The sequence below is a fragment of the Pseudomonas sp. PA-5-4B genome (genome assembly GCF_021606215.1).
GTDB lineage: Bacteria > Pseudomonadota > Gammaproteobacteria > Pseudomonadales > Pseudomonadaceae > Aquipseudomonas > Aquipseudomonas edaphica.
Window position 1 is genome coordinate 18,388 of record NZ_WKDB01000024.1, and the last position, 23,092, is coordinate 41,479.

25 protein-coding genes and 2 pseudogenes are annotated in these 23,092 nt (G+C 58.1%); 10 read left to right on the plus strand and 17 right to left on the minus strand.

What is annotated here, in order from left to right:
* Window positions 1-55: 55 nt before the first annotated feature.
* Window positions 56-376, minus strand: a complete 321-nt coding sequence (locus GIW28_RS13905; RefSeq protein ID WP_170039796.1) for an antibiotic biosynthesis monooxygenase family protein — start codon at window positions 374-376, stop codon at window positions 56-58.
* On the minus strand, window positions 373-1,080 hold the full coding sequence (locus GIW28_RS13910) for a CTP synthase C-terminal region-related (seleno)protein (protein WP_236446355.1): 708 nt from the start codon (window positions 1,078-1,080) through the stop codon (window positions 373-375). Before GIW28_RS13910 ends, GIW28_RS13905 begins: the two co-directional genes overlap by 4 nt.
* 80 nt (window positions 1,081-1,160) lie before the next feature.
* Between GIW28_RS13910 and GIW28_RS13915 the strand changes: the two genes are divergently transcribed.
* Window positions 1,161-2,039, plus strand: coding sequence for a LysR family transcriptional regulator (locus GIW28_RS13915; RefSeq protein WP_236446358.1), 879 nt, complete (start codon window positions 1,161-1,163; stop codon window positions 2,037-2,039).
* 156 nt (window positions 2,040-2,195) lie between these two features.
* On the opposite strand, the gene GIW28_RS13920 is transcribed toward GIW28_RS13915, so the two are convergent.
* From GIW28_RS13920 to GIW28_RS13935, 5 genes and pseudogenes are all read right to left on the minus strand, one after another.
* The gene (locus tag GIW28_RS13920; RefSeq protein WP_099550475.1) at window positions 2,196-2,714 is read right to left on the minus strand and encodes a DUF1003 domain-containing protein; all 519 of its coding nucleotides are present in this window, start codon (window positions 2,712-2,714) and stop codon (window positions 2,196-2,198) included.
* A gap of 76 nt (window positions 2,715-2,790) precedes the next feature.
* Window positions 2,791-3,225 carry a methyl-accepting chemotaxis protein gene (locus GIW28_RS30810; RefSeq protein WP_395600972.1) on the minus strand — a complete coding sequence of 145 codons (435 nt, stop codon included), beginning with the start codon at window positions 3,223-3,225 and terminating at the stop codon, window positions 2,791-2,793.
* A gap of 114 nt (window positions 3,226-3,339) precedes the next feature.
* Window positions 3,340-4,149, minus strand: a pseudogene (locus tag GIW28_RS30815) (PAS domain-containing protein); the annotation flags it as partial.
* Between the two features lie 224 nt (window positions 4,150-4,373).
* Window positions 4,374-5,432, minus strand: a complete 1,059-nt coding sequence (locus tag GIW28_RS13930; RefSeq protein WP_017137872.1) for a diguanylate cyclase — start codon at window positions 5,430-5,432, stop codon at window positions 4,374-4,376.
* Window positions 5,433-5,622: 190 nt separating this feature from the next.
* Complete coding sequence (locus GIW28_RS13935; protein WP_017137871.1) at window positions 5,623-6,249, minus strand: TetR/AcrR family transcriptional regulator; 627 nt, start codon at window positions 6,247-6,249, stop codon at window positions 5,623-5,625.
* A 140-nt stretch (window positions 6,250-6,389) separates the two neighbouring features.
* On the opposite strand from GIW28_RS13935, the gene GIW28_RS13940 reads away from it, so the two are divergent.
* From GIW28_RS13940 to GIW28_RS13955, 4 genes are all read left to right on the plus strand, one after another.
* Window positions 6,390-7,448: an MBL fold metallo-hydrolase gene (locus GIW28_RS13940; RefSeq protein WP_236446361.1), complete on the plus strand. Its 1,059-nt coding sequence runs from the start codon at window positions 6,390-6,392 to the stop codon at window positions 7,446-7,448.
* 194 nt (window positions 7,449-7,642) lie between these two features.
* Window positions 7,643-8,296 carry a hypothetical protein gene (locus tag GIW28_RS13945; protein ID WP_236446364.1) on the plus strand — a complete coding sequence of 218 codons (654 nt, stop codon included), beginning with the start codon at window positions 7,643-7,645 and terminating at the stop codon, window positions 8,294-8,296.
* A 125-nt stretch (window positions 8,297-8,421) separates the two neighbouring features.
* Window positions 8,422-9,936 carry an amidase family protein gene (locus tag GIW28_RS13950; protein WP_236446366.1) on the plus strand — a complete coding sequence of 505 codons (1,515 nt, stop codon included), beginning with the start codon at window positions 8,422-8,424 and terminating at the stop codon, window positions 9,934-9,936.
* A gap of 58 nt (window positions 9,937-9,994) precedes the next feature.
* On the plus strand, window positions 9,995-10,552 hold the full coding sequence (locus tag GIW28_RS13955; protein ID WP_170039804.1) for an AAA family ATPase: 558 nt from the start codon (window positions 9,995-9,997) through the stop codon (window positions 10,550-10,552).
* Here GIW28_RS13955 and GIW28_RS13960 read toward each other — a convergent pair.
* Window positions 10,482-10,862, minus strand: a complete 381-nt coding sequence (locus GIW28_RS13960) for an XRE family transcriptional regulator (protein ID WP_236446368.1) — start codon at window positions 10,860-10,862, stop codon at window positions 10,482-10,484. The two genes, GIW28_RS13955 and GIW28_RS13960, sit on opposite strands and share 71 nt — an antisense overlap.
* A 189-nt stretch (window positions 10,863-11,051) precedes the next feature.
* On the opposite strand from GIW28_RS13960, the gene GIW28_RS13965 reads away from it, so the two are divergent.
* Window positions 11,052-11,414 (plus strand): hypothetical protein, encoded by a 363-nt coding sequence (locus GIW28_RS13965; protein ID WP_017137865.1) that lies wholly within the window; start codon window positions 11,052-11,054, stop codon window positions 11,412-11,414.
* 43 nt (window positions 11,415-11,457) lie between these two features.
* Window positions 11,458-12,123, plus strand: a complete 666-nt coding sequence (locus GIW28_RS13970; protein ID WP_099550482.1) for a DUF6933 domain-containing protein — start codon at window positions 11,458-11,460, stop codon at window positions 12,121-12,123.
* Here GIW28_RS13970 and GIW28_RS13975 read toward each other — a convergent pair.
* The 6 genes from GIW28_RS13975 to argH form a co-directional block, all read right to left on the minus strand.
* Window positions 12,120-13,073, minus strand: a complete 954-nt coding sequence (locus GIW28_RS13975; protein ID WP_236446370.1) for a hypothetical protein — start codon at window positions 13,071-13,073, stop codon at window positions 12,120-12,122. The two genes, GIW28_RS13970 and GIW28_RS13975, sit on opposite strands and share 4 nt — an antisense overlap.
* A 155-nt stretch (window positions 13,074-13,228) precedes the next feature.
* Entirely contained in the window at window positions 13,229-14,404 is a 1,176-nt protein-coding gene (locus GIW28_RS13980; protein WP_058422241.1) for an MFS transporter, read from the minus strand.
* Between the two features lie 237 nt (window positions 14,405-14,641).
* Window positions 14,642-15,463: an ABC transporter substrate-binding protein gene (locus tag GIW28_RS13985; RefSeq protein WP_169985065.1), complete on the minus strand. Its 822-nt coding sequence runs from the start codon at window positions 15,461-15,463 to the stop codon at window positions 14,642-14,644.
* Window positions 15,464-15,488: 25 nt separating this feature from the next.
* Entirely contained in the window at window positions 15,489-16,253 is a 765-nt protein-coding gene (locus GIW28_RS13990; protein ID WP_017134648.1) for an amino acid ABC transporter ATP-binding protein, read from the minus strand.
* Between the two features lie 24 nt (window positions 16,254-16,277).
* Complete coding sequence (locus GIW28_RS13995) at window positions 16,278-17,156, minus strand: amino acid ABC transporter permease (RefSeq protein WP_236446372.1); 879 nt, start codon at window positions 17,154-17,156, stop codon at window positions 16,278-16,280.
* Between the two features lie 158 nt (window positions 17,157-17,314).
* Window positions 17,315-18,742: an argininosuccinate lyase gene (argH, locus tag GIW28_RS14000; protein ID WP_236446374.1), complete on the minus strand. Its 1,428-nt coding sequence runs from the start codon at window positions 18,740-18,742 to the stop codon at window positions 17,315-17,317.
* Between the two features lie 193 nt (window positions 18,743-18,935).
* Here argH and GIW28_RS14005 point away from each other — a divergent pair, with 193 nt between their 5' ends.
* From GIW28_RS14005 to vapC, 3 genes are all read left to right on the plus strand, one after another.
* Window positions 18,936-19,895 (plus strand): LysR family transcriptional regulator, encoded by a 960-nt coding sequence (locus tag GIW28_RS14005; RefSeq protein ID WP_236446376.1) that lies wholly within the window; start codon window positions 18,936-18,938, stop codon window positions 19,893-19,895.
* A 285-nt stretch (window positions 19,896-20,180) separates the two neighbouring features.
* Window positions 20,181-20,411: a type II toxin-antitoxin system VapB family antitoxin gene (gene vapB / locus GIW28_RS14010; protein WP_017134652.1), complete on the plus strand. Its 231-nt coding sequence runs from the start codon at window positions 20,181-20,183 to the stop codon at window positions 20,409-20,411.
* Complete coding sequence (vapC, locus tag GIW28_RS14015; RefSeq protein WP_017134653.1) at window positions 20,411-20,809, plus strand: type II toxin-antitoxin system tRNA(fMet)-specific endonuclease VapC; 399 nt, start codon at window positions 20,411-20,413, stop codon at window positions 20,807-20,809. The genes vapB and vapC overlap by 1 nt, the downstream gene beginning before the upstream one ends.
* Window positions 20,810-20,935: 126 nt before the next feature.
* Here the strand turns inward: vapC and GIW28_RS14020 are convergent, their stop codons facing one another.
* The 3 genes and pseudogenes from GIW28_RS14020 to GIW28_RS14030 all read right to left on the minus strand — a co-directional run bounded on the left by GIW28_RS14020 (window position 20,936) and on the right by GIW28_RS14030 (window position 23,070).
* Window positions 20,936-21,580, minus strand: a complete 645-nt coding sequence (locus GIW28_RS14020; RefSeq protein ID WP_099550488.1) for an HAD-IB family hydrolase — start codon at window positions 21,578-21,580, stop codon at window positions 20,936-20,938.
* A 72-nt stretch (window positions 21,581-21,652) separates the two neighbouring features.
* Window positions 21,653-21,871 (minus strand): annotated as a pseudogene (locus tag GIW28_RS14025) (HNH endonuclease); the annotation flags it as partial.
* A gap of 260 nt (window positions 21,872-22,131) precedes the next feature.
* Entirely contained in the window at window positions 22,132-23,070 is a 939-nt protein-coding gene (locus tag GIW28_RS14030; RefSeq protein WP_236446378.1) for an SH3 domain-containing protein, read from the minus strand.
* Between the last annotated feature and the right edge of the window lie 22 nt (window positions 23,071-23,092).

Consider the following 23,092-nt stretch of genomic DNA (forward strand, 5'->3'; position numbering starts at 1 on the left):
CTATCGCAGGCAAGCCAGCTCCCACAGGTTTTTGCAGGGGGCTTGAGGCTGTGTTTCAACGCTCGAAGCTGTAAGCCCGCTCGACCTTGCACACGCGGGTGTGAAACGCCGAATACCAATTGGCGCGGCCTTGCTCGCGCACTTGGCTGTGTTCGGTTTGTTGCTTCCAGGCCAAAATCGCTGCTTCGCTTTCCCAGTAGGAAACGGTGATGCCCAAGCCGTTTTCCCGCGCCGACTCAACACCCAGAAACCCCGGTTGTTCGCGCGCCAGTTCCAGCATGCGGTTGGCGGCCTGGCTATAATCTTGATCGCCTTCGGTACGCAACGAGCTGAAAATCACGGCGTAATAGGGCGGGGCGGGTGTGGTGGCGATCATACCGATTGCGCCTGGCAGGCTTTGAGCAGGGCAACCGCCAGTGGCGGCGTAATTCCTTTAAGTGCCGCGCGTTCGGGCTGAAACAGGGTGGCGACGAAAAACGGATGGCCCAGCAGTTCGACGGCACGCAGATCGCCCGCCGAATCGTGGCCGCTGGGGATCAGGTCGCCCTCGAGTAATGCCTGGGCGAACTCGGGGTTGATGCCGTAGCTGCAACGGTAGCCTTCCTCCGTTTCCAGGCTGGCGTAAGCCTCGGCGATACGTGTGTAGGGCGCCAGGCGGATGCTGCCGGTGGCTTCGACCAGGGAACACGCAAGCGGCGTGATAACCGCGCGCCTGGCCTCGGGCGCCAGTTCGCCATGCTCCGCATCCGCCCAGCCCAGCACGTTGCGGGCATATTCGATGACCGCGTGTTGAAAACCACCGCAGGTGCCCAGGAATGGGCGTTTTTGCTCGCGGGCAAAACGAATCGCCCGCAGTGCGCCGTCGGCATCACGGTAGGGGCTGGCGGGCACGCACCAGAAGCCGTCGAAGGCATGCAGTTCGGTGGCCGGGGTGATCGAGTCGGTCTCCAGCCAGTGCAACTGCACGTTCAGGCCCAAGGCGTCGGCAGCCTGTTGCAGCGCCACGGGGATGGCCTGGTGGGCCGTTACGTCGGGGTTGTAATCACCGATCAGGGCGAGGTGCAGGGTGGTGGTTTTCATCGTGTACGTCCCATGGCTTGTGGTGTCCTGGGGCGAACTATAGATTGGCGCTCACGCAATCAAAATTGGCGTTTGCCCACATGCTCAATGCAGCCACGCACTATCAGCTCGATTACCCGGACCTGTCGCTGATTCTCGCGCTGGTGCGTGGCGGCACCTTGGCGCGGGCGGCGGCGCTGCTGCGGGTGGATGTGTCCACGGTGTTCCGTGCCGTGCGACGGCTGGAGGCGGCCCTGGGCCAGACCCTGTTCGAAAAGAGCCGTGCCGGCTACCTGCCCACCAGTTTGGCCAGCCACCTGGCGCAGCAGGCCGAACAGGCCGAGCAAGCGCTGGAAGCGGCGCGCATCGGGGTGGAGCAGGGTGGTGAAGTAATCAGCGGCACCGTGCGCCTGACCTGCACCGACTCGGTGCTACAGGGGTTGCTGCTACCGGCGCTGGCGCAGTTCATGCCGGCCTACCCGGCGTTGATCCTGGAGTTGAGCACGTCCAATGATTTTGCCAACCTCAGCCGCCGCGACGCGGACATTGCGCTGCGCCTGACCAAGACGCCGCCGGAGCATCTGGTTGGCCGTCGACTGGGCACCGTGGCCTATCAGGTGTGCGCGAGCGCGGGTTATGCCCGCCAAAACCAGGGGCGTGAGTTGGCCGAGCTGGCGTGGATCGCGCCGGATGACTTCTTGCCCGATCACTCCACCGTAGCCTGGCGGCGTGAGCACCTACCGGGTGTGCGTCCCAGTTATCGCTGTAACAGCATGTTATCCGTGGCCGAACTGGTACGCGCAGGGCTGGGCGTGGCGGCGCTGCCGGACTTTCTGTTGGAGGACGGTTTGCAACCACTCGGCCCCGCGCTGGCGGGGCGTGATACGGCGCTATGGCTGCTGACACGCCCGGACTGCCGGGCACTGCGCTCGGTGGTGACCTTGTTTGATGAGTTGGGGCGGCATATTCGGCTGCCTTGAGCTGGGCTATCAACCAAGGGCGAGACGGTAACTGTGGCGAGGGAGCTTGCTCCCGCTGGGGCGCGCAGCGGCCCTGCTTTTGGTTTTAAAGAGCGGGCCTGCTACGCAGTCCAGCGGGAGCAAGCTCCCTCGCCACAAGGGTTCTTTGGTCTGCCTTTAGGGTTTTCGCACAAACTGCTCATGCATCTCGCACGTCAACGTCTCGATACGCTCGGTCAGTTGCTTGGTCATTTCCGTCAGCCGGGTGTTCTGCTCCAGCAATTCCAGTAACTGTTTGGTGGTTTGCGCGGCCTGGGCCTGGCGTTCGGTATTGGCAATGGCCAGGGCTTCGCGGTGTTGCGCATCGGCGTCGGACTGGGCTTTGTCGCGGGCGGCCTGGCGTGTCTGGGCCAGCAGGATCAGCGGCGCGGCGTAAGCCGACTGCAGGCTGAACGCCAGGTTGAGCAGGATGAACGGGTACACGTCAAAATGCGTGACGCCGGTGATGTTGAGCACCACCCACACCACCACGATCGCGGTTTGCGCGCCGAGAAAGGTCGGCGTGCCAAAGAAGCGTGCGAAGGCTTCGGCCTTGAGGGCAAAGGTGTCGTTGCCAAAGGTCGGCGCCAGATGGGCGTGGCCGCGGTGGAAGCGCAGGTGATCGACAGGTACGGCGTCTGGCTTGTCGGGGGTCATGGCGGGCTCGAATCCTAAGCGTTAAGACAAGCTAGCACTATAGACCGCGCCCCCCGACACACACATGAAGAACCGGTCAGGTGTTGCCGCGCTCGTTGGCGAACGCGCTCACCGCTTGCACCGCCTCGGTGGTGCCTTCGCGAATCTGCAGGATCACCGTGCCCGCACGGTTGGCCAGGTCGACCCCCAGCGCCGCGCGGTCGCGGGTGCTGTCCATGCTCTCGATGGCTTGGCGGGTCTCGTCCTGGATCATCGCGATCATGCTGGAGATTTCCGCCGTCGAGCCGCTGGTGCGGGCTGCCAGTTGCCGCACCTCGTCAGCCACCACGGCAAAACCACGGCCTTGCTCACCCGCGCGTGCCGCCTCGATGGCGGCGTTGAGGGCCAGCAGGTTGGTCTGGTCGGCGATCCCGCGAATGGTGTTGACGATGGCGGTGATCTGCTGCGAACGCTCACCCAGCTTGGCGATCAGTTGCGAGGAGGTGTCGATGTCTGCAGCGATTTCGCGCATGCCACTGGCGGTTTGCTGAATCACGTCGGCGCCTTTTTCGGCCACATCCCGGGTATTCAGGGAAATATGGTAAGCCTGGGCCGCGCTGGCGGCGTCGGCTGCGTGCTGTTGCACCCTGGCGGTGACGTCAGAGGCGAACTTGACCACTTTGCACAGGCGCCCGCTGGCGTCGTACACCGGGTTGTAGTTGGCTTCGAGCCACAGGGTCTGGCCGTGTTTATCAACGCGCTCGAACTGGCCGTTGAACAGTTCGCCCTGGTTCAAGCGTTTCCAGAACTCGGTATACGCCGCGCTGTTGGCCAGCTCCGGTGTGCAGAACATGCGGTGATGTTTGCCCTGGATCTGCGCCAGGCTGTAGCCCATGCGCTGCAGAAAATTGTCATTGGCGGTGATGATGGTGCCGTCGAGGTTGAATTCGATCACTGCCATGGCACGGTCGATGGCGCCCAGCTTGGCGTTGGCTTCGCTTTCGGCCTGCAGGCGCGGGGTGACATCCATCGCGTACTTCACCACTTTGATCACTTGGCCCGTGTCATCGCGCACCGGGTTATAGCTCGCTTCCAACCATACTGACTGGCCATTGCCGGCCAGCCGCTCAAAGGTGCCGGACTGGAAGTGGCCATTGCGCAAGTGCGTCCACAGCTGGTTGTACTCGGCGCTGCGGGCGAACGCGGGTGTGCAGAACATCCGGTGTGACTGGCCCAGGATCTGCTCGGCGCGGTAGCCCATGGTCTTGAGGAAGTTGTCATTGGCACGCAGCACGCTGCCTTGCAGGTCAAACTCGATAACGGCCATGGAGCGCTCAATCGCGTCGAGAAGGCTGGCCTGCTGGGCATTGGTGTATTGCAGGGTACTGATGGTTTTTTTATGGGCGTTAAATAGCATGTTCGAGGGCTCGGGGAAGCACGCGTCAGAGGTATCCATGAATAGGCGCCTGACCCCGTATGGCCCTGGGCCTTACGGTTGACTTGCTCATTGTCAGCTTCCTGGTGCTGACAGAGGGGGCGGAACAAGGGGTTCAGAGTGATCAGCCTGCCAAGAAGTTCGCCGTTAGGGCAGGACCATTTTTGGGCAGGCGACCAGTGGCGGCATTATGCTATCGCTGCGAGGCGCGGGCGGAAGATTCAGACGAGGTGTTATCGGACAACTCAAGCGGAATGGGCGACCACGTAATCGCTGACATTCACCCGGTTACGCCCGGTTTCCTTGGCTGTGTACAGCGCACGGTCCGCCGCGTTGAGCCACATCGCGGCATCGCTGAACAGTGGCTGGAAGTCGGCCAGGCCAATGCTCAGGCTCACGCGCAACTCCGGGATCTGGGCATTACGATAGTTGCCGAATGTTTCGCGCATGCGTTCCATGACTTTTGCGGCTTCTTCCAGCGGCATTTGCGGCAAAATCACACAGAACTCATCGCCGCCATAGCGGCCGGCCAAGTCGTTTTCCCGCAGGTGCAGGCGCAACTCCTGGCTGAGTTGGCGCAACACCGCATCACCGACGATATGGCCGTAGGTGTCATTGATCTGCTTGAAGTGGTCGATGTCGATCAGCGCGATAGTGGCGTGGCTGCTTTGCTGCTGGCACTTATGGAACTTGAGGTTCAACAGGTCTTTCCACGAGCCATGGTTGAGCAGGCCGGTGAGGCTGTCGATACGGCTCAGGGCGCTGAGGGCGCGTTTGTGTTCCGAGAGCTTGATCGCCAGTTGGTAGCAGACCATACCGATGGCCATCGGGTAGAGCGTCAGCATCGGCAGGCAGGTGTAGACCTGGCTGAGGCTGACATTGGGGTTGAACTTGACCCCGAACAAACCCCACGCCACCGCGGTACCTGCCGCTTGCGCCAGCAGCCCGCGCAGAAACAGGCGTTTGCCGCCGGCCGCGACATTGTTCATGGTCATCATCGACAGCACGGTCACGGCCGTCAGGGGCGTGAACTGGGTGGCGGCGGCCCAGAAACCACCGAACAACGAGTCATAGAGCAGGTTGCGCTGTTCAGCCTGATAGGGAAACTGCGAACGGGTCGAGAGCTGATACGCCACATGCGCCCAGGCATAGCCATTGAACAGCAGGAACGCCCACACCCAGCCCGGCATCGCCAGGGGATAAAGGGCGCCGGCCACACTGATACAACCGATACCCAGGCCGATGATCCTTGGCTTGTAGATACGTCTGGCAAATGAAAGCCCTTTGCCTCGTCTGTTTTCCATAGTGTTCCGGGTCAGCTCTGTTTTGCGGGTACGACAACGTGCGTCAGCGGGTAGAACCGTTGATCGGATATTAACGGTGAATATTGTCAGTTATTCGCGTGGGAATAATCAGTGTCCTTCCAGGCCATTTGCGCAGCACAGCGTGGGAATACGCCAAAAGCGACCTGGAATGTCGCGTCTGTAACAGGGTTTACTGCGGCCTTGGTGTGCGCACTTCGTAACCGGCCAGGAACAGGTCGATGGCTGACTCGATCACGCTGGCCTGGCAGGCGGCGTCGAGCACAGGTTGGCCCAGGGTGATCTGCGGCCAGAACGCGAATGCCTTGAGCAGGCTTTGTATCTGGTGGGCGGCGAAGGCGGGGTCGGTGCAGGACAGCCGGCCGTCTTCCTGCGCGGCGCGCACCCACTGGGTGAAGCCTTCTTCGCGCTTGCTCAGGCGGTTGACCATGTCTTGTGCGCGTTCCGGCGAATGGATGGTGGCGGCAATCGCGACACGGGCCAGGTCGAGGAAGTTGGCGTCCGACATCATCAGCATCTTGGCCTCCAGTAGCCCGCGCAATTGCTCGCGCAGCGGGCGGTCGCTGGCGTAGCTCACGTCCAGTTGGGCAACGCTGCTGGCCCACAACTGGTGGAGGATTTCGGCAAACAACTCTTCCTTGCTGGGGAAGTGGTTGTACACCGTGCGCTTGGAAACGCCGGCGGTGGCGGCGATTTTGTCCATGCTGGTGACCTCGAACCCATTCGCGCGGAACTCGGTAATAGCGGCTGCCACAATGGCTTCGCGTTTACGATCGGTGAGGCGCAGAGGTGCAGTCATGGTCGGCTCTAAGGCTCTAAAAGGAAATTACACTCGGTAGTTTACTTGCTCAGGGTTTTGTTGCAATCTAGAAACTACACTGTGCAGTGTAGTTAGTCTTCGCAGTGTCTTTTATGAGCCGACCCCGGAGTCACTCTGCAATGGCCACGATTTCAACCCGTCTCGACCCCGCGCCGGCTGCGCCAAAGACCGCCGAGCAAGCGCCAGGGCAATTCAGCAACGATGCTCCAGTGCAGCACGGTGGTTTTGGCAAAACCTTGCGCATTTTCTGGAACATGCTGTTCAACAAACCACGCAGCACACGCCCGGTAGGCAAGATCCCGGTGCAACCGCTGACGCGTGAGCAGTTGTTGGCAGCACCCGATCACAGTGTGTTTCGCTTGGGGCATTCCACTGTGCTGCTGAAAATGCGCGGCAAGTTCTGGGTCACTGACCCGGTATTTGCCGAACGTGCCTCGCCTTTCAGTTGGGCTGGGCCAAAGCGCTTTCATCAGCCGCCGATCAGCCTTCAAGAGTTACCACCTCTGGAAGCGGTGATTCTTTCCCACAATCACTACGACCATCTTGACCGCAACGCGGTGATCCAACTGGCCGACAAGACCCGCTATTTTCTTGCGCCGCTGGGCGTGGGCGACACGCTGGTCAAGTGGGGTGTGGATGCCAGCAAAGTCCGGCAACTGGATTGGTGGGCAGGTACCGAAGTCGAGGGCATCCGGTTTATCGCAACTCCGGCCCAGCATTTTTCCGGGCGTGGCCTGTTTGATGGCAACCAGACCTTGTGGTGTTCCTGGGTGATGATCGACGGCGCGCGGCGGATCTTTTTCAGCGGCGACACCGGTTATTTCGACGGCTTCACACGCATCGGCGAACAATACGGCCCGTTTGATCTCACGCTGATGGAAACAGGTGCTTACAACGTCGACTGGCCCCATGTGCATATGCAGCCTGAGCAAACCCTGCAAGCACACATCGACCTCAAAGGCCGTTGGCTGCTACCGATCCACAACGGCACTTTCGACCTGGCCTTCCACGCCTGGCACGAACCGTTCGACCGCATCATGGCCCTGGCCTGGGAGCGCAACGTGTCGATTACCACGCCGGCGATGGGGCAGGCGTTCAGCCTTAGCCAGCCGGAGCGCGGGCATGCGTGGTGGCTGGAGGTGGAAACTCAAGGTGTAAAAGAACACGCAGCGGGTTGAAACGTTGCCGCCTGGAAAAAGGATTTTCAGGGTGTTTCAGGACTGCGACAAACGCCAGATGAGAGTGCGATGATCCCGCGCAATCAATTGTCGGAGGTCGGGTTTTGATGGAAAAAAACTGTAGGGAGCATTGGCGATCAGGGATGCCGTGTCGCCCAGGGCTTTCCTTGCCTGTGACGGAGGAGGCGGGCAGCGTGGAGCCCGCGGCCGAGTCCGTTTATGCTAAACCCGAGAATCTGAGCCGCGCAGGTATCGTCTTCGGCGCGGCGCAAGTGGTTGGCGCGGCGCCCATTCCTGGCTACAACGCGCCGGCCCTACCGGCAAGACCTGCGCGGGATCCCGCGTTATCACTCGCAGCTTTAAGCGGTATCGACCCTACTGGGCCGGTCATGGTGGAAGTCCCCCTGGTACTGAACAACACCAGCTTCACCGCTTCACAGATGCTATCGGGTTGGCGTATCGGGTTCGCTGACCGCTATGTGCAAGGCGGTCATCGCGAGGCCGTCGAACACAGCGAAGCCTTGTGTGCAGCCTTCGACCTTCTGCGCCAGGCCGGTGCGCACTTGGTGCCAGTGGACGCGCGTCGTGAAGACAGCAGCCTGCAATTTTCCCTGCAAAGCAATGATATCGACGACCTCATGACCGCGCATCGCCTGGATGCGCTGGTTTCTGGCAGCGAGAGCGTTGCGTTTCATCGTGCCTGCATCAACGGCTATCCGTCGCTTTGCGAACCGTTGGGAGATGGGGCGAAACTGTGGTTTTACGGCGCACAATGGTCGCGTGATGCATTGCCGCTGTTGTTGCATGCCTATCGCCAGGTCAGCGCCTGCGCGTCAAAGAACTCGTAACAACTACAGGAAGTGCTGAACCCTCCTACGATGTGAGCAGAGACTGCCTGAGGGTCTTTAACACCTGGGGTTTTTAGAATGGCGGACTTGATCCCGCATGAATTCTGAACTCAGGAGAGACCTTTATGACGGTTGCTTACGGCATCTATTCGATGATCCGCCAGGCTGCGCAAACCTTGCCGGCGCAGACCTCGCCTGTAGTAGAAACGCCAATGGCTGCAAAGCCCGTGGCGCCAGAGACTGCATACGCAAGCGTTCGCGAGCTGGGCGAACAAATGGCTCGGCCGCACGGGCTTACGTCGGTTGATCTGGTGAACTTCCTGCAAGAGCGTATCCGCACGCTGGACCCTCAACTGTGCTCCGTCATCGAACTCAACCCTGAGGCACTCGAGGTCGCGCGCGAACTGGACCGTGAACGCGCCAGTGGCAAGGTGCGTGGCCCGTTGCATGGCGTACCCATTTTGCTCAAGGACACCATCGAAACGACTGGCATGCAAACCAGTGCAGGTGCGTTTGGTCTTGTGGGGGCGGCTGCCGGCAAGAATGCTGTTCTTGTCGATTACCTCATCAAGCAAGGGGTGGTGATCCTGGGTAAAACCAACATGAGCGAACTGGCTGGCTTTCGCGGTGGCCCCGATGGCTGGAGTAGCCGGGGAGGGCAAACCCTTAACCCTCACCGTGCGGGTGCCGACGTCGGTGGCTCCAGTTCGGGGTCTGCCGCAGCGATAGCGGCCGGGCTGGCACCCCTGGCGGTCGGTGCCGAAACCAATGGTTCGATCATCGTACCGGCGGCGCTCAATGGTGTGGTGGGGCTCAAACCCAGCGTTGGCTTGTTGGATCGCAACGGGATTATTCCCGCCAGCCGCCGACAAGACACACCCGGCCCCATGGCTCGCTCGGTGTATGACGTTGCGTTGATGCTCAATGCCATGTCCGGCAGTGACCCTGGCGATCCCGAAAGCCTGGGCGCCCCTCAAGGCATCGACTACACCAAACTGCTGGTGCCAGGCGCCTTGAAGGGCAAGCGTATCGGTTATCCCGCGACCTTTACGTTCAACGGTGAAAGTTTGCCGGTGGACAACAGCCCGCAATTTAGCAAGACACTGCAAGTACTTCGTGAGCAAGGCGCTACGTTGTTACCGATCAACCTGCGGCTGGCAGATGCTTCACGCTACGACGAACTGTTGCTCTCGGATGTAAGGGAAGAACTGAATGCCTACTTGGCCAAGCGTCCGGGCCTGCCGGTCACATCATTGGCCGAGTTGATAACATTCAATGAAACCCGTGATGGTACTGAGACGGATCACCAATCTGTACTCAAGAAGGTCAACGCAGCCGCCCTTACGCCGCAGCAACGCAAAACGCTGTGGGACGCGCTTATCCAGGATTTTCGCAGCAGCGTGGATGACCCGATCAAGGAGAAAAACCTGCATGCCATAGTGTCGGACTACGATACCAACAGTTACTTCGGGGTTGCCGCAGCAGGTTACCCAGGGGTCACCGTACCTTCTGGGACGAGTGAGGACGGCCTGCCTACCAGTGCCTACTTCTTCGGTACTCGCTGGTCGGAACCCACCTTGCTGGCAGTGGCTTATGGGTACGAGCAGGCGGCCCAAGCCGGTGTAAAACCCGAGCTTTAAATGACGCGCTGCGTGCTGCAAATCTCGCGTATTACACTCAAAGCCATGGAGAGCAAGCATGGCCTACAAAATACACATTATCGGCGCTGCAGGTGCCGGTACCTCGACCTTGGGCCAGGCTCTGGCCAAACGCTTGGGCGTCGCCTATTTCGACTCTGACTATTTCTACTGGCAACAAACGTCAGAGCCTTTCACGGTCGCCCGGCCCAAGGATGAACGCATCCGCCTGTTGCAGGAACAGAGTGCCGGCCTTGAGGGCTGGGTACTGTCCGGCTCACTGTGCGGTTGGGGCGATGCGATGATCGCGCAGTTCACCCATGTAGTGTTCCTGCGGTTGGACCCACATGTGCGCCTGCACCGCTTGCAACTGCGCGAAGTGCAACGCTACGGCGAACAGATCCTGGAGGGCGGCAGCCGCCACGCCAACAGCATCGCATTCCTGGCCTGGGCCGCCCGTTACGACGGCGGCAACCACAGCCTACGCAGCCTGCGTCGGCATGAAAGCTGGTTGAAACCGCTGACCTGCCCGGTGCTTCGGTTGGACTCTACGCACCATTCGGCTGAGGCGTTGGTGAGTCATTTGATGCCGCTGCTGAGCCCATCAACCGCGAGATGAGGCCAGGTGCGGCGGGCTCGGCTGGGGCGGCTGCAAACTTGCGTGCGCTCATCCCCCAGCCCGGGGCAAACCCTGGAAAAAACACCAGGCCTTCAGCCTCCAGCCGGAACGCGAGGGCTAACCGAGCTTCATCCTCCACCTCACCCAGGCTTTCAAAACGCTGAACCACCTCCACCGCCAGCCCGGCCTGGCGGGCCAGGTCTTCACGGCTCCAGCCCAGCATCACACGGGCCTGTGCGCTGTGTTTGGCGGTGAATTGGTGCAGGACGATCTGCTGTTCTACGAAAGAGCTCATTGCCAGAGAGGACATGGGGTTTCTCCAGGTTCGACGGGGGAAGGCAAACTATACTGTGTTTTTGTACAGTTGTTTGCGCCGTTCATCAACTGGATTTTTTATCGGGGGTTCACTTGCCCTATCCAGAAGGACAGTGGACGTTGCAAAGCTCGCACGCCGATAGCAAGATCTGCGGACCGATTGAGCTGACGAGAGAACGACGCTATGTCTATTTCCGAAAGTGATTGGAAGAAATTCAAAGGCTTGAGGGCATTGGCCCTTGATCGGTTTTGCCTCGGTGTCCTGGCGGATGCCAGGACTATCAGTGAGCACGGTGCCTTGTCCGCTCACGCCCGGTACGGAATGCTGTATGGCGTGATTCATGCCCGCAACAAGGATATGGCCGATATGTTCGACTATTACAGTCGCTCATCAACCTATCCGTGCTTGGCATTGATGGTGCACCATGACCTGTTGACCGACGCCGAGTTGGCAATACTCAGCGAAGAAACGCTTGATGCCATCAGCTATGCCGTCAGGCAGCCTTATGAACTTGAGTGGGTTGAGGAGCAATTGCCCGGCGAGTAAATAGGGCACACTTGGCGTTGATCACTTTGCGCAGGAACACAGTGTGCTGACATTTAATTGCTCACAAGCCGGCAGCGACTTTTTCAGCCGTATTCACAAGGGTAAGAAAATTACCCCAGTTGAAAAACCACCGATACCGAGCGCCGAGGGTCTTGCGCTGCACACAGACCCTAACCAGTGGCTGGTCCATGCGGCAATAGTTAAGCGTAAGCATGTGCTGGTGGCGACGCATTTGAAGACGCGCTATAGCATGCTGTTCTTCGATATGAAAAAGGCCGATGACGCGGGTTTTGTGAAGACATTTGCCCATCGCTGGATCGATGGCGTGATGAATGTAGCGCTGAAGTGTGGCGTGCTGGACATACTCTCGCCGTCCGTTTGTGATCCGCTGCTGAGCGGCTTGGGGAGCACTTATTGCTTGTACCAGCGCAGCGACCGCAGCAGCCAGGGCCAAATCAATGAAATCCTGCGCGTGTTTAAATGGGACGCTGAAGGTTTCGACTTTGTGAAGCAGCCGTGGAGTGCGAGACGCTATGACGAAGCCATCAATCGTACACCCAGAACCATTCCCGGGATAAAGGGCTATGGTTGGCCAGAGGAAGAAATGCTGATTCACTGGCTGACAGCATTTGGCGGGATAGACGCGGCCACCGCCCGAGCTGCACGCGAACAATACCGGCAAGCTCAGCGATCACGCGCCCTTGCCTAATGCTCCTGCATTCCCGGTGCCTCACGAATGATCAAGTGGTCCAGGTTCTCGATATTGGCGCTGAACACCCCGAATGTCTGCTCGGGGTTCTTCTTGCTCGGCACCTGTTTGAGCGTTGGCGTCACCCCGTAAAAGAAGCAATACAAGGCCCGTTCGCTACTGGCGGCCGCCTTGATCTGCTCCAGGAACGCCGTGCGCTTGCGGTAGTTCTCGATGAGTTTTTTGCTCAGGTAGACATTCACTGAATAAGGCTTTTTGTCGAGCCACACCTTTTTTTCGAAGTCGATGCGAAAGCTGCTGGTGTAATCCTTGATCGCTTTGATCTTGCCCCAGTAAATCAGGCCTTTATTGTCTTGCAGGTATTCGATTTTCTTGAAGAACGTCCAGTAATTCGCGGAGTGTTCGCCAACCTTCAGCGGCATGGACTTGAGCTTGTCCTTGTCGTCGATATTGGACACATAGCACTCGACCGGGTGTGCGAAGACGCTGGTTTTGTCTGGGGTTGTGTCACTGGTGACGCGGGATGAGCGGGTACTTGTCGAAGGCGCCTTCGCTGAATCTTGTGGGACGCTTCCCTCGCTGCCGACAAGCGCAGTGTTGCGCGGGTACTGACGCCGGGTCAGTACAAATTCCGATGGGAAATTGTCTTCGCGCTCGTCGTCACTTTCACCGGTTGCAGACTTGTGCGTGCTGGCATAGCGGCAGCCGTCGATATGCCGGGTGCTGGTCTTGTTCTTGAAGTGGGGCGTGCGCTGATAATTGACGTTTTTCGCGTTGAACGTGCTCAGCGTATTGCCCGTTTCGAACGCCGCGCGGCATTCATCGTTCGGGCACAGGAAGCTGTCCTTATCGGAGTCGAAGTCGGCGGTTTCGTCGAAATTCAGGTCTCGAACGTCGTAGATCGACAGCTTGTCGTCGAGACTCAGGCTGTAGGCCGTGTCGAATTTCATGGGGCTCGGGTCCGTGAAATGAATGGCTGGATACTACGCAAATACCAGACATTACGGAGAGCAAAATGTGGGAGCTGGCTTGCCTGCGATAGCGCCGTGCCAGCTTTCATATTTCAACCTGACACTCAGCTATCGCAGGCAAGCCAGCTCCCACCTTAGATAAGCGGTGTGCCAGCTACACGGCGGCCGCTCAAGAAACACAAAGTGCCGCCCATCGCAGTCAGTGCACCCAACGCATAGAACATGCTGGTCGGCGCAGCGTTGATCAGCAAATAGCCGCAAATAACCGGGCTCATCGCTCCGCCAAACGCCGCCAGGTTTTGTGCGCCGTAATAACTGCCGCGCAATGCGTCGGGGGCGATGGTGTCGATAAACAGGAATTCCGACGGGTAAATGATCATCTCGCCCAGGGTAAACACGAACATCGCCAGGCACCACGTGAGCAGACTGTGAGCCTGGCTGAAACCGACCAGCCCGGCTATGAACAGCAACGTGCCCAGCACGATCCAGTAACGCAACTGTTCGCGCTTGAGAAACCGGCCAATCTGGTACTGCATCACAATCACCGTAATGGCGTTGCAGGCCAGCACTGCCGACAGAATCTTCAGCGCCTCGGCGGGTTTGTAGGCCACCAGCAAAAACTGCGACAGATACAGGGTGTAGCGCCCGTGGACAATGGTGCTCAACAGGCTGCCACTGGTGAACAGGATCAGCGTGCGGTCGCTGCGCAACGTGCGCAGCGTGCTGAGGAAGCTCAAGGGTTTGTGGCTGTCATCGCGCTGGGTCGGTGGGATGCCGATCATCAGGAACAGGCTGCCAAACGCAATGGCGCTGGCGATCAAGAACGGCGCCAGTTGCATATGCCCGGCAATCACTACACCGATCATCGGCCCAGTGGCGTAGCCAACGTTGGTCAGGGTGTAACGCAGGGAAAACACCTTGGCGCGATCACCCACCGGCAGGTTCTCGCTGATGATGGCTTTGGAGCCAATCAGGAACAGCGCCGAGGCGGCTTCGGTAATGACCAGGGTCAGGGTGGTGAGATAGAGGTTGCTGGCAAACGTCAGCAACAGAAAACCGATGGAGCTGGAGAGCATGGCCAGGATCAGCAGCTTGCGCTTTTCCAGGCGGTCGATGATGTAGCCGCCATACAGGCCCAGCAACGTGGCGATAAACACGGCAATGCCCATCAACAGGCCGATGTCCTGCTGGTTGAGGCCCAGTCGGGTACTCAAGAGCAAGGCCAGCAAGGGGCTGGTCATGGCGCGGCTGACCACGATGGTCACCGAGCAGATCATCAGGCGGCGAATTACCAGGGAATAGGTGGCCACGGTGGGGGCGAGCGTCCTTGTTATTGCTTCAAGACAACACAGATCTACGGTGAGAACAGCTCAACAGTGAACACAGAGCCAATGTGAATACAGAGCCAATGTGAATACAGAGCTAATGTGAATACAGAGCTAATGTGGGAGCTGGCTTGCCTGCGATAGCGGTGGGTCAGCTTGAATATTTCTTACTGGCCCACCGCTATCGCAGGCAAGCCAGCTCCCACATTCTAGATCGTGTATTTACTGGCCTGCATTGATGCTGATTTTTTCCACCGCACCCTGCTCCAGATCCCACTTCTTGAGGATCTTGCCGTAGGTGCCATCCTCAATCATGCCCTGCAGCGCTTCACTGATCGCCGTCACCAGCTCAGTGTTGCTCTTCTCAATCCCCAGCCCCGTGAACTGCTTGGAAATCGCCAGGCCCACCGGCTTGTACTTACCCTTGTCCAGCGCCATCAGATAAGGAATGGTCTCGCTGCCCTGCATCGCCGCATCCAGACGGTTCTGCTGCAACTGGGCCCGCGCATCTGCCGAGCCTTCGGTGCCGATCACCACAATGGCTGGCTTACCGGCCGCTTCGCAGTTCTCCTTGCTCCATGCGGCAATCTCCGACGGCCAGGTGGTACGGCGGCTGGTGCCGACTTTTTTACCGCACAGGTCAGTCAATGCCTGAAGGTCTTCACGCTTGGCCAGGGTGTATAGCTGCGGGCCACTGGTGAAGTAGTCGATGAAGGTCACGGCCTTCTGGCGTTCGGCGGTGTCGCTCATGCCCGACAGCACAATGTCGACGCGCTTGGTGGTCAGGCCGCTGAGCATCTGCTCGAAGCCGGTTTCCTGCCATTTGATCTTCACACCCAGGCGCTCAGCCAGGGCATTGCCCAGGTCAAAGTCCAGGCCGGTGAGTTTATTGGTGGCGGTGTCCTTGAAATCCATCGGCGGGTAGTTCGGCACGATGGCCGCGCTGATCTCGCCTTTTTCCTTGATTGCTGCCGGCAATGCCGCCAATACACAGGTGGAGGCCATCAGGCCTGCGAGCAACGTGGGGATAAACAATTTTTTCATGGGGGCGTTCTCGTTAGTTTTTTAGTTAAGTGCGAACGGCAGAAATAAAGCTTTGGGTACGCGGGTTTTGTGGGCTTATTAGAATTTCTTCGGGGCTGCCGGCTTCCACAATCTGGCCAGCGTCCATAAACACCATGCGGTTGGAGACTTCGCGGGCGAAGCCCAACTCATGGGTGACCACGATCATGGTCATGCCGGTGGTGGCCAAATCACGCATCACCGACAGCACTTCTCCCACAAGCTCCGGGTCGAGGGCTGACGTGGGTTCGTCGAATAACATCAACTTGGGGCGCATCGCCAAGGCGCGAGCAATAGCCACACGTTGTTGCTGGCCGCCGGACAATTCCACCGGGTATGCATTGCGCTTGTCCGCCAGACCCACGCGGGCCAGCAACTCCAGCGCATCTTCGATGGCTTCCTTGGGCGAGCGCTTGAGCACCTGCACCGGGCCTTCGATGATGTTCTGCAACACGGTCATATGCGGGAACAAATTGAAACGCTGGAACACCATGCCGGTGGCCAGGCGCTGGCGGGCAATCTGCGATTCATTCATCTCATGCAGCTTGTTGCCGACCACCCGGTAGCCGACCAGCTCGCCGTCGACCCACAGGCCGCCCTTGTCGATTTTTTCCAACTGGTTGACGCAACGCAGCAGGGTGCTTTTACCCGAGCCGGACGGGCCGATGATGCACATCACTTCGCCTTGCTCGACCTCGATATTGATGTCGCGCAGCGCGTGATACTGGTCGTAATACTTGTTCAGGTTGACGGCCTTGACGATGCTTCTCATGGGGCAAATCTCCTCAACCCAAACTTACGAACGCTTGCCGGCGCCGCGGGCAAAACGACGCTCGAGGCGGCTTTGACCAAATGAAAGAACAGTCACCACCGCCAGGTACCAGATACCGGCCACAATCAGCAGCTCCATGACCCGCGCGTTGGCGTAGTAGATGTTTTGCGCGTTGTGCAGCAGCTCCGAGTACTGGATCACGCTGGCCAGGCTGGTCATTTTCACCATGCTGATGAACTCGTTGCCCACAGGCGGAATGATCACCCGCATGGCCTGCGGCAGAATCACCCTACGCAATGCTTGCAGGCTCGGCATACCGATAGACTTGGCGGCTTCGTACTGGCCGGTGTCGACCGAGAGCAAACCGGCACGCACCACTTCGGCGGTGTAGGCGCCCTGGTTGATGCTCAGGCCGAGCAGGGCGGCCACGAACGGCGTCATCAGGTCGACGGTGTCGATGCTGAACACGCCGGGAATCGAGATCACCGGGAAAATCAGCGCCAGGTTGAACCACAGCAGCAGCTGCAAAATCAGCGGCGTACCGCGGAACAGCCAGGTGTAAGTGATGGCCACATAACGCAGGATCGGGTTGGCCGACATGCGCATGATCGCTGTGATCACCCCGATCACCACACCCAGCGCCATCGCCAAAATCGACATGACAATGGTATTCACCAGCCCCCAGAGGATGGCCTCAGACGTGAGGAACTGGCCGATGTAGGACCATTCGATCTGGCCATTGGCAAATGCGCGCAACAGCGCGGCCAGGGCGATCACGATCAACGTGGCAAAAAACATCCGCCCGTAATACCGCCGCGGCACATGCTCGTACTGGGTAATATCGAACTGGTTCTCGGACAACTTGCGCTCGGCTTCCAAGCGCTCCGCCGGGGTTTGGTTCATGGTGCTACTCCAAAAAATATAGGTGTTGCACGATCGTTCCCACGCTCTGCGTGGGAATGCATCCCGTGACGCTCCGCGTCACCATTGCGCGGAATTGGAGCCATGCAACGGGACGCGGAGCGTCCTGGGCGGCATTCCCACGCAGAGCGTGGGAACGATCAGATTCGGAATCCGGTGTAACTCTCAGCCCATTTTTGCTGAGCCGCCAACGCCAGCTTCAACCGCCCAATCTGCTCCCGCACCCGCTCCGGCGCCGTGCCACCCCACCCACTGCGCGCCGCAATCGCGGCCTCCAGGGTTAGGCACTCACGCACCTCAGGCAGCAACCGAGCATCCACCTCTGCCAACATCGCCGGCGAGGCTTCCCACAACTCAATCTCCTGCTGCTCACAGGCCTGCACCAACGCGCCGGTAATCTCATGCGCCTCTTTAAACGGCACGCCACGGGTGGCCAGCCAATCCGCCACCTCAGTTGCCAAGGTGAAGCCCATCGGCGCCTGACGCCGCAGCTCCTCCACCTGCACCTTCATGGTCGCCACCATCCCGGCCATCGCCGGCAGCACCAGCAGCAAGGTGTCGACGCTGTCCAACACACTGTGTTTGTCTTCACTCAAATCGCGGTTGTACGACAGCGGCAACGACTTGAGCGTCGACATCAACCCGGTCAGGTTGCCAATCAAACGCCCAGCCTTGCCCCGCGCCAGTTCGGCAATGTCCGGGTTCTTTTTCTGCGGCATGATCGAGCTGCCGGTGGCGTAGGCATCGTCCAGCACCACCCAGCGAAACTGGCGCGACGACCACAGGCAAAACTCCTCCGACAGCCGCGAAATATTCACCCCGAGCATGCCCGCCACAAACAGGAATTCCGCCACATGGTCACGGCTGGCCACGGCATCAATGGAGTTTTCGCACGGCCCGGTGTAGCCCATCTCCTTGGCCGAATGCTCAGGCTGGCGTGCAATGGCAGAACCGGCCATCGCCGCCGCACCCAACGGCGACAACGCCGTACGCGCATCCCAATCCACCAACCGTTGCACATCACGCAACATCGACTGGGCGTGGGCCAACAAGTGATGGGCAAACACAATCGGTTGCGCCTGCTGCAAATGGGTGAACCCTGGGCAAATGCTTTCGATGTGTTGCTCGGCCTGCTCCACCAGCGCCTGCTGCAAGCCCAACACCTCGGTGGTGATGGTGCGCGCATGGTCGCGCAGGAAAAGGCGCAGGTCATTGGCGGTCTGATCGTTACGCGAACGCCCGGCGCGCAACTTGCCGCCCAAGGCGCCCAGGCGCTCGGTCAATACGCGTTCGATAAAGGTGTGCACGTCCTCGTCATCCAGGGTTGGATGCAGGCGCCCGGCGGCGAAATCCTCACCGATACGGTCCAGGGCTTCCAGCGTGCGCAGGGTTTCCGACTCATCCAGCAAACCGGCGCGCTGCAATTCACGGGCATGGGCACGGGAGCCGGCCAGGTCGTAGGGCGTCAGGCGGAAATAGCGCTCGGGGCAGCGGGACAACGCCGCCAAGGCAGCAGACGGACCGGTCTTGAAACGAGCGCCCCAAAGGCGATCGGTGGGCTGGGACATCGGTATTCCTCACGCTTGTTTTTAGAAGAGTCGGAGGCAGTAAAAATAAGATTTCAACTAGACTGAACCAGCGTCTGACGCGCCGTATTCAAGGTTGCCAAGGGCGGATGTTTATGTTCATTATCGCCGCCTGGCTATGTTCAAGGATTGGGTTGAAGCCTGTTGAATATGGCACTTGAGGTCAACGCGTATTATGGAAACCCCACTTTCCACTTCTGGAAACATGCCGCCAAAACCCGGCACACGACCGCCGCTGCAACTGAGCGGGCTGGACTTCAAACTGCTGCGCGTGTTCATGGCCGTGGTCGAAGCCGGCGGCTTCAGTGCCGCGCAAAACGAGCTGAATGTGGGCCTGGCGGCCATCAGCAAACAGATCTCCGACCTTGAAATTCGCATCGGCATGCGCTTGTGTACGCGGGGCCGCGAAGGGTTCGGTCTGACCGAAGAAGGCAAGTTGGTGTATCAAGCATCCATCGAGCTATTTACCTCGGTGGACAGTTTTCGCGACAAGCTTAGTTCGGCGCAAAACGAGCTGATTGGTGACCTTAGTGTCGGCGTAATTGATAACACCGTGTCCGACGTTAATTCCCCGCTAATTACCGCGCTGGGGAAACTACACAACGAATCGCCAAAAATTAGATTGCGCCTGCATGCCTCGCAACTCGACGAAGTTGAACGCGGCGTGGTGGAAGGGCGGCTGATCGTCGGCATCGTGCCGGTGTACCAGCGCCGCGAAGAATTCGACTACTTCCCCCTCTACGAAGAAAAAGCCCACGCCTACTGCGCCGTAGGACACCCGCTGTTCCACGCGAGCGACATCACCCCAGACGTGCTGCGCCAATACGAAGTGGTCAACCACCGGTACGCGATCCACCGCGACAAAGCCAACTTCGTCACCTACGACAGTCAGTCTGCCTCGGCCTCACAGGTGGAAGCCGTCGCCATCCTGATCCTCACCGGCCGCTTCCTGGGCTTCCTGCCGGAACATTACGCAGCGCCACTGGTAAGGGAAGGGCGCCTGCGCGCACTGTGCCCGGAACAGGTTTACCTGAGCACGACATTCAACCTGATCCTGCGCCACAACGCGCCGAGAAGCCCGATGGTGAAAGCGTTTGCAACGGCGCTGGGCGTGGACCTGAAGACGCCGGCCTAAGCGTCAACAAAGCTCAAATGTGGGAGCTCTCGAGCCCCAGCGAGGCAGCGATGGGATCGCCTCGGTCAACCTGCCGACCCCACCTACCTGCATCACCTCTCAGTAAGCCATTAACGTTTTTGGCGCGAAGAGTGAATTTTTTATCAAATTCAAATGCTCTTTGGTGTTTTCGTGAATGCAGGGTATGACCAGCGGTTCGACCCGTAACGAAATGTATATCCCGTTGACATATCCAGGCTGTGGTGTAGCGTTGCGATATTAAACGATCACTAGAGGTAGGCCATCATGGACCAAGGTTCTGTATTCCAAAGCAACCGCAGCCAAGCGGTACGTTTGCCAAAAGCTGCTGCCATGCCGGACGATGTAAAGCGCGTAGATGTTATCTCTATCGGAAGAGCCAGAATCATCACCCCAGCCGGTGAGTCATGGGACAGCTGGTTTGATGGCGAGGGGGTCACGCCTGACTTCATGACCGATCGCGAGCAACCAGCGGAACAAGAGCGGGAATCTTTTTAATGCTCAAGTTCATGCTAGATACCAACATTTGCATCTTCACCATCAAAAACAAACCCCAACAGGTGCGTGAAACCTTCAAAAGGCACCATGGCCAACTGGGTATTAGTACAGTGACCCTGATGGAGTTGATTTACGGTGCTGAAAAATCAGCTAACCCGGAGCGAAACCTCGCCGACGTAGAAGGGTTTGCTGCGCGCCTGGAGGTTTTAAAATACGACCAAGACGCCGCGATACATACTGGGCAGCTTCGCGCAGAGCTGGCTAGAGCGGGTACTCCGATAGGTCCCTATGACCAGATGATCGCCGGGCATGCCCGTTCGCAGGGTCTGATTTTGGTCACGAATAATCGACGCGAGTTCGACCGCGTGCCAGGATTGCGGGTAGAAGATTGGGTGTGAGCTGACCTCTTGGCACCCATGCTAAGTGCGTCCAGCCTGACGCCGATCAACCTGTGGGAGCTCTCGAGCCCCAGCGAGGCAGCGATAGGATCGCCTCGGTCCACCCGCCGACCCCACCCACCCGCATCACCGCTGCAACTTGGCGCGCTTCTTCTTCGAATGAAAATGCCGAAAATGCGCATCCTGCGCCGCCGCCAACAACTCCCGATCCCCACGCGTATCGCCCCAGGCCCGTAGCCGATACTCGCCCAAATCCCCATACACCGCCTCAAGCCGCAGCACCTTGTTCTCACAACGGCAATTATTCCCCGTGAGCTTGCCCGTCAACACGCCGTCGACCACCTCAAGCTCAGTGCCAATCAATTTGATCCCCAGCCGATTCGCAAACGGCTGCAACACCAACGCCGGCGACGCCGAACACAGCGTCACCACCGCCCCGGACTTCACCTCATCTTCCACCGACTGCAAGCCCTTGGGACGCATCAACTTGGTCCAATAACGCTGGCAATACGCCTCAGCCTGCTGCTGCACCCACGCCTTCTCCACGCCCGTCATAAAGGTGCGGATCAACTGCGCCTTCAACTCATCCCGGCTGATCTGCTGCAGCAAAAAGCGCAGCCCCGGAACGGCGAGTTTCACCATCCGGCCGTAAAACTCGCCGGGGCCAAAGGCGAATTTGAGGAAGGGCACGAAACTGTCGTGGTGAGTCAGGGTGCCGTCGAAGTCAAAGACGGAGAGTACTTTGGCGTCGATGGGGCCGGCTTCGAGCATGTCTGGGTTCACGGGTTGGCCTCGGTCCTATCTAGTATTTTTTGAGCGTTCATCAGGTGTGACCACTGGAGTTTACTCCCGTGCCAATCTTCCGACTTTGGAGTAAAGCCCTTCAGTGAAAGCCTCTCGGTCACTCGACCGGTGACAACGCTGATGGCAATTGGGGCACAAGGCTACAGCATTGGTCGTGCGATCCGAACCCTTCTGGACGAGGTGCTTGACGTGATGTACTTCAAGAAATGGCAAACCATCGACCTCGAAAGGTGCGTTAGAGCCACAGACTTCGCAAATGTTTTGGCTTCATTTAGCTTTAAGGAGCACACGTTGGTCGAGAGTAAGAACGGTGCTAATAATCGATGCTGTCGCTTCCGTGTGATTCCTCGGGGTAGATATGGAGGAGTTGTTACAACCGGTGCGAAGTCTGCCGCATCATAGATTGTTCGTTCGTATCACGTTTCTTTTGTTATTGTTTAAATATACTTTTATCTAGTTTTTTCATAAAGGGGTGAAAAATACTAATTTATATAAGGTTTGGGATTTTGCATGCTGGATTAAAGTTTTATTAGAAAGTTTTTGTAAATCCAGCCTTCCACTTTTCTGCCTCCAATGTCTGTTTCAATACGGATCCATCCAGAGGTATCTCCTTCTAGATTTTCTACTAAGGTTCCTCTTGATAATCGCCCAAGCTCTTCAGAAAGTTTGTTTGGTTTATTTCTTATTATAACGTCGCTACCAATCACAACACTACTTCCAGAAAAAAGCTCCTTCATCTCCGGTTGATATGAGTTTGCTGAAAAGCGAAGGTCCTTAGAAGAGCTTGGGTTTTCTATGAGATTGTAGAGGTTGACTATTAAGGTGATTGCAGCAACGAGATTTAGGAACTTTTGTAACTTGTCCCAAGAGGGTGCACAGAAAAATAATAGATGCTTATAGGCATCCATGGAAAGCTCTGTTATGTCTCCCTTTCTTTCAAGCAGCTCAACTATTTCCTCCTCTAACTCTGTGGTCGATAGTTTTGCTTGAAGATCGTCCTCAATGGTTGATGCTGAGCTATTCATGATGACGGAATTTAAAACTTCTTCCGTTATTTTTATCGCTTGCGGCTTGTGATGTGTGAGATACCGATATAGGAGGGAGTTACTTGGATTTTCAGATTGTACGAGGTCAAATGTACTGGAGTTCAGGCGTATTATTCGCGAAATTGTATCGCTTATGCGATCTCTAACCCCTGTGCCAATATTTTCAGCGGCTCTATAGCCGATGATACTGTCCAATCCTAATTGTTCAAGCACCGATGAAATGTTTTGCATACGGTACTCAATCGACGCAGCACTACGTAGTTTTAACGGTCCCTCTCTCAATAGGCGATTGATTGCCGATTTGCTGAATGTTTCTCCACTCTTCTCGAGGGCCAGCATTTTCAGATAAGCATTGACAGAAGCTTCAAGCTCCTGGTCGCTCCAGCCGGAATTGCTTTTTTGAGTATCCATACAGTCGCCGAGGGTGAGGTAC

What these genes read in the sequence shown, in the direction of transcription:
- argH (WP_236446374.1), bottom strand. Translation starts at nt 18,742, where the DNA reads ATGTCCCAGCCCACCGATCGCCTTTGGGGCGCTCGTTTCAAGACCGGT.
- GIW28_RS13985 (WP_169985065.1), bottom strand. Translation starts at nt 15,463, where the DNA reads ATGAAAAAATTGTTTATCCCCACGTTGCTCGCAGGCCTGATGGCCTCC.
- GIW28_RS14020 (WP_099550488.1), bottom strand. Translation starts at nt 21,580, where the DNA reads ATGCTCGAAGCCGGCCCCATCGACGCCAAAGTACTCTCCGTCTTTGAC.
- GIW28_RS13930 (WP_017137872.1), bottom strand. Translation starts at nt 5,432, where the DNA reads ATGGAAAACAGACGAGGCAAAGGGCTTTCATTTGCCAGACGTATCTAC.
- GIW28_RS13965 (WP_017137865.1), top strand. Translation starts at nt 11,052, where the DNA reads ATGTCTATTTCCGAAAGTGATTGGAAGAAATTCAAAGGCTTGAGGGCA.
- GIW28_RS13955 (WP_170039804.1), top strand. Translation starts at nt 9,995, where the DNA reads ATGGCCTACAAAATACACATTATCGGCGCTGCAGGTGCCGGTACCTCG.
- GIW28_RS13905 (WP_170039796.1), bottom strand. Translation starts at nt 376, where the DNA reads ATGATCGCCACCACACCCGCCCCGCCCTATTACGCCGTGATTTTCAGC.
- vapC (WP_017134653.1), top strand. Translation starts at nt 20,411, where the DNA reads ATGCTCAAGTTCATGCTAGATACCAACATTTGCATCTTCACCATCAAA.
- GIW28_RS13990 (WP_017134648.1), bottom strand. Translation starts at nt 16,253, where the DNA reads ATGAGAAGCATCGTCAAGGCCGTCAACCTGAACAAGTATTACGACCAG.
- GIW28_RS14030 (WP_236446378.1), bottom strand. Translation starts at nt 23,070, where the DNA reads ATGGATACTCAAAAAAGCAATTCCGGCTGGAGCGACCAGGAGCTTGAA.
- GIW28_RS13910 (WP_236446355.1), bottom strand. Translation starts at nt 1,080, where the DNA reads ATGAAAACCACCACCCTGCACCTCGCCCTGATCGGTGATTACAACCCC.
- GIW28_RS13960 (WP_236446368.1), bottom strand. Translation starts at nt 10,862, where the DNA reads ATGTCCTCTCTGGCAATGAGCTCTTTCGTAGAACAGCAGATCGTCCTG.
- GIW28_RS13995 (WP_236446372.1), bottom strand. Translation starts at nt 17,156, where the DNA reads ATGAACCAAACCCCGGCGGAGCGCTTGGAAGCCGAGCGCAAGTTGTCC.
- GIW28_RS13975 (WP_236446370.1), bottom strand. Translation starts at nt 13,073, where the DNA reads ATGAAATTCGACACGGCCTACAGCCTGAGTCTCGACGACAAGCTGTCG.
- GIW28_RS13920 (WP_099550475.1), bottom strand. Translation starts at nt 2,714, where the DNA reads ATGACCCCCGACAAGCCAGACGCCGTACCTGTCGATCACCTGCGCTTC.
- GIW28_RS13915 (WP_236446358.1), top strand. Translation starts at nt 1,161, where the DNA reads ATGCTCAATGCAGCCACGCACTATCAGCTCGATTACCCGGACCTGTCG.
- GIW28_RS13940 (WP_236446361.1), top strand. Translation starts at nt 6,390, where the DNA reads ATGGCCACGATTTCAACCCGTCTCGACCCCGCGCCGGCTGCGCCAAAG.
- vapB (WP_017134652.1), top strand. Translation starts at nt 20,181, where the DNA reads ATGGACCAAGGTTCTGTATTCCAAAGCAACCGCAGCCAAGCGGTACGT.
- GIW28_RS14005 (WP_236446376.1), top strand. Translation starts at nt 18,936, where the DNA reads ATGGAAACCCCACTTTCCACTTCTGGAAACATGCCGCCAAAACCCGGC.
- GIW28_RS30810 (WP_395600972.1), bottom strand. Translation starts at nt 3,225, where the DNA reads ATGCGCGAAATCGCTGCAGACATCGACACCTCCTCGCAACTGATCGCC.
- GIW28_RS13935 (WP_017137871.1), bottom strand. Translation starts at nt 6,249, where the DNA reads ATGACTGCACCTCTGCGCCTCACCGATCGTAAACGCGAAGCCATTGTG.
- GIW28_RS13950 (WP_236446366.1), top strand. Translation starts at nt 8,422, where the DNA reads ATGACGGTTGCTTACGGCATCTATTCGATGATCCGCCAGGCTGCGCAA.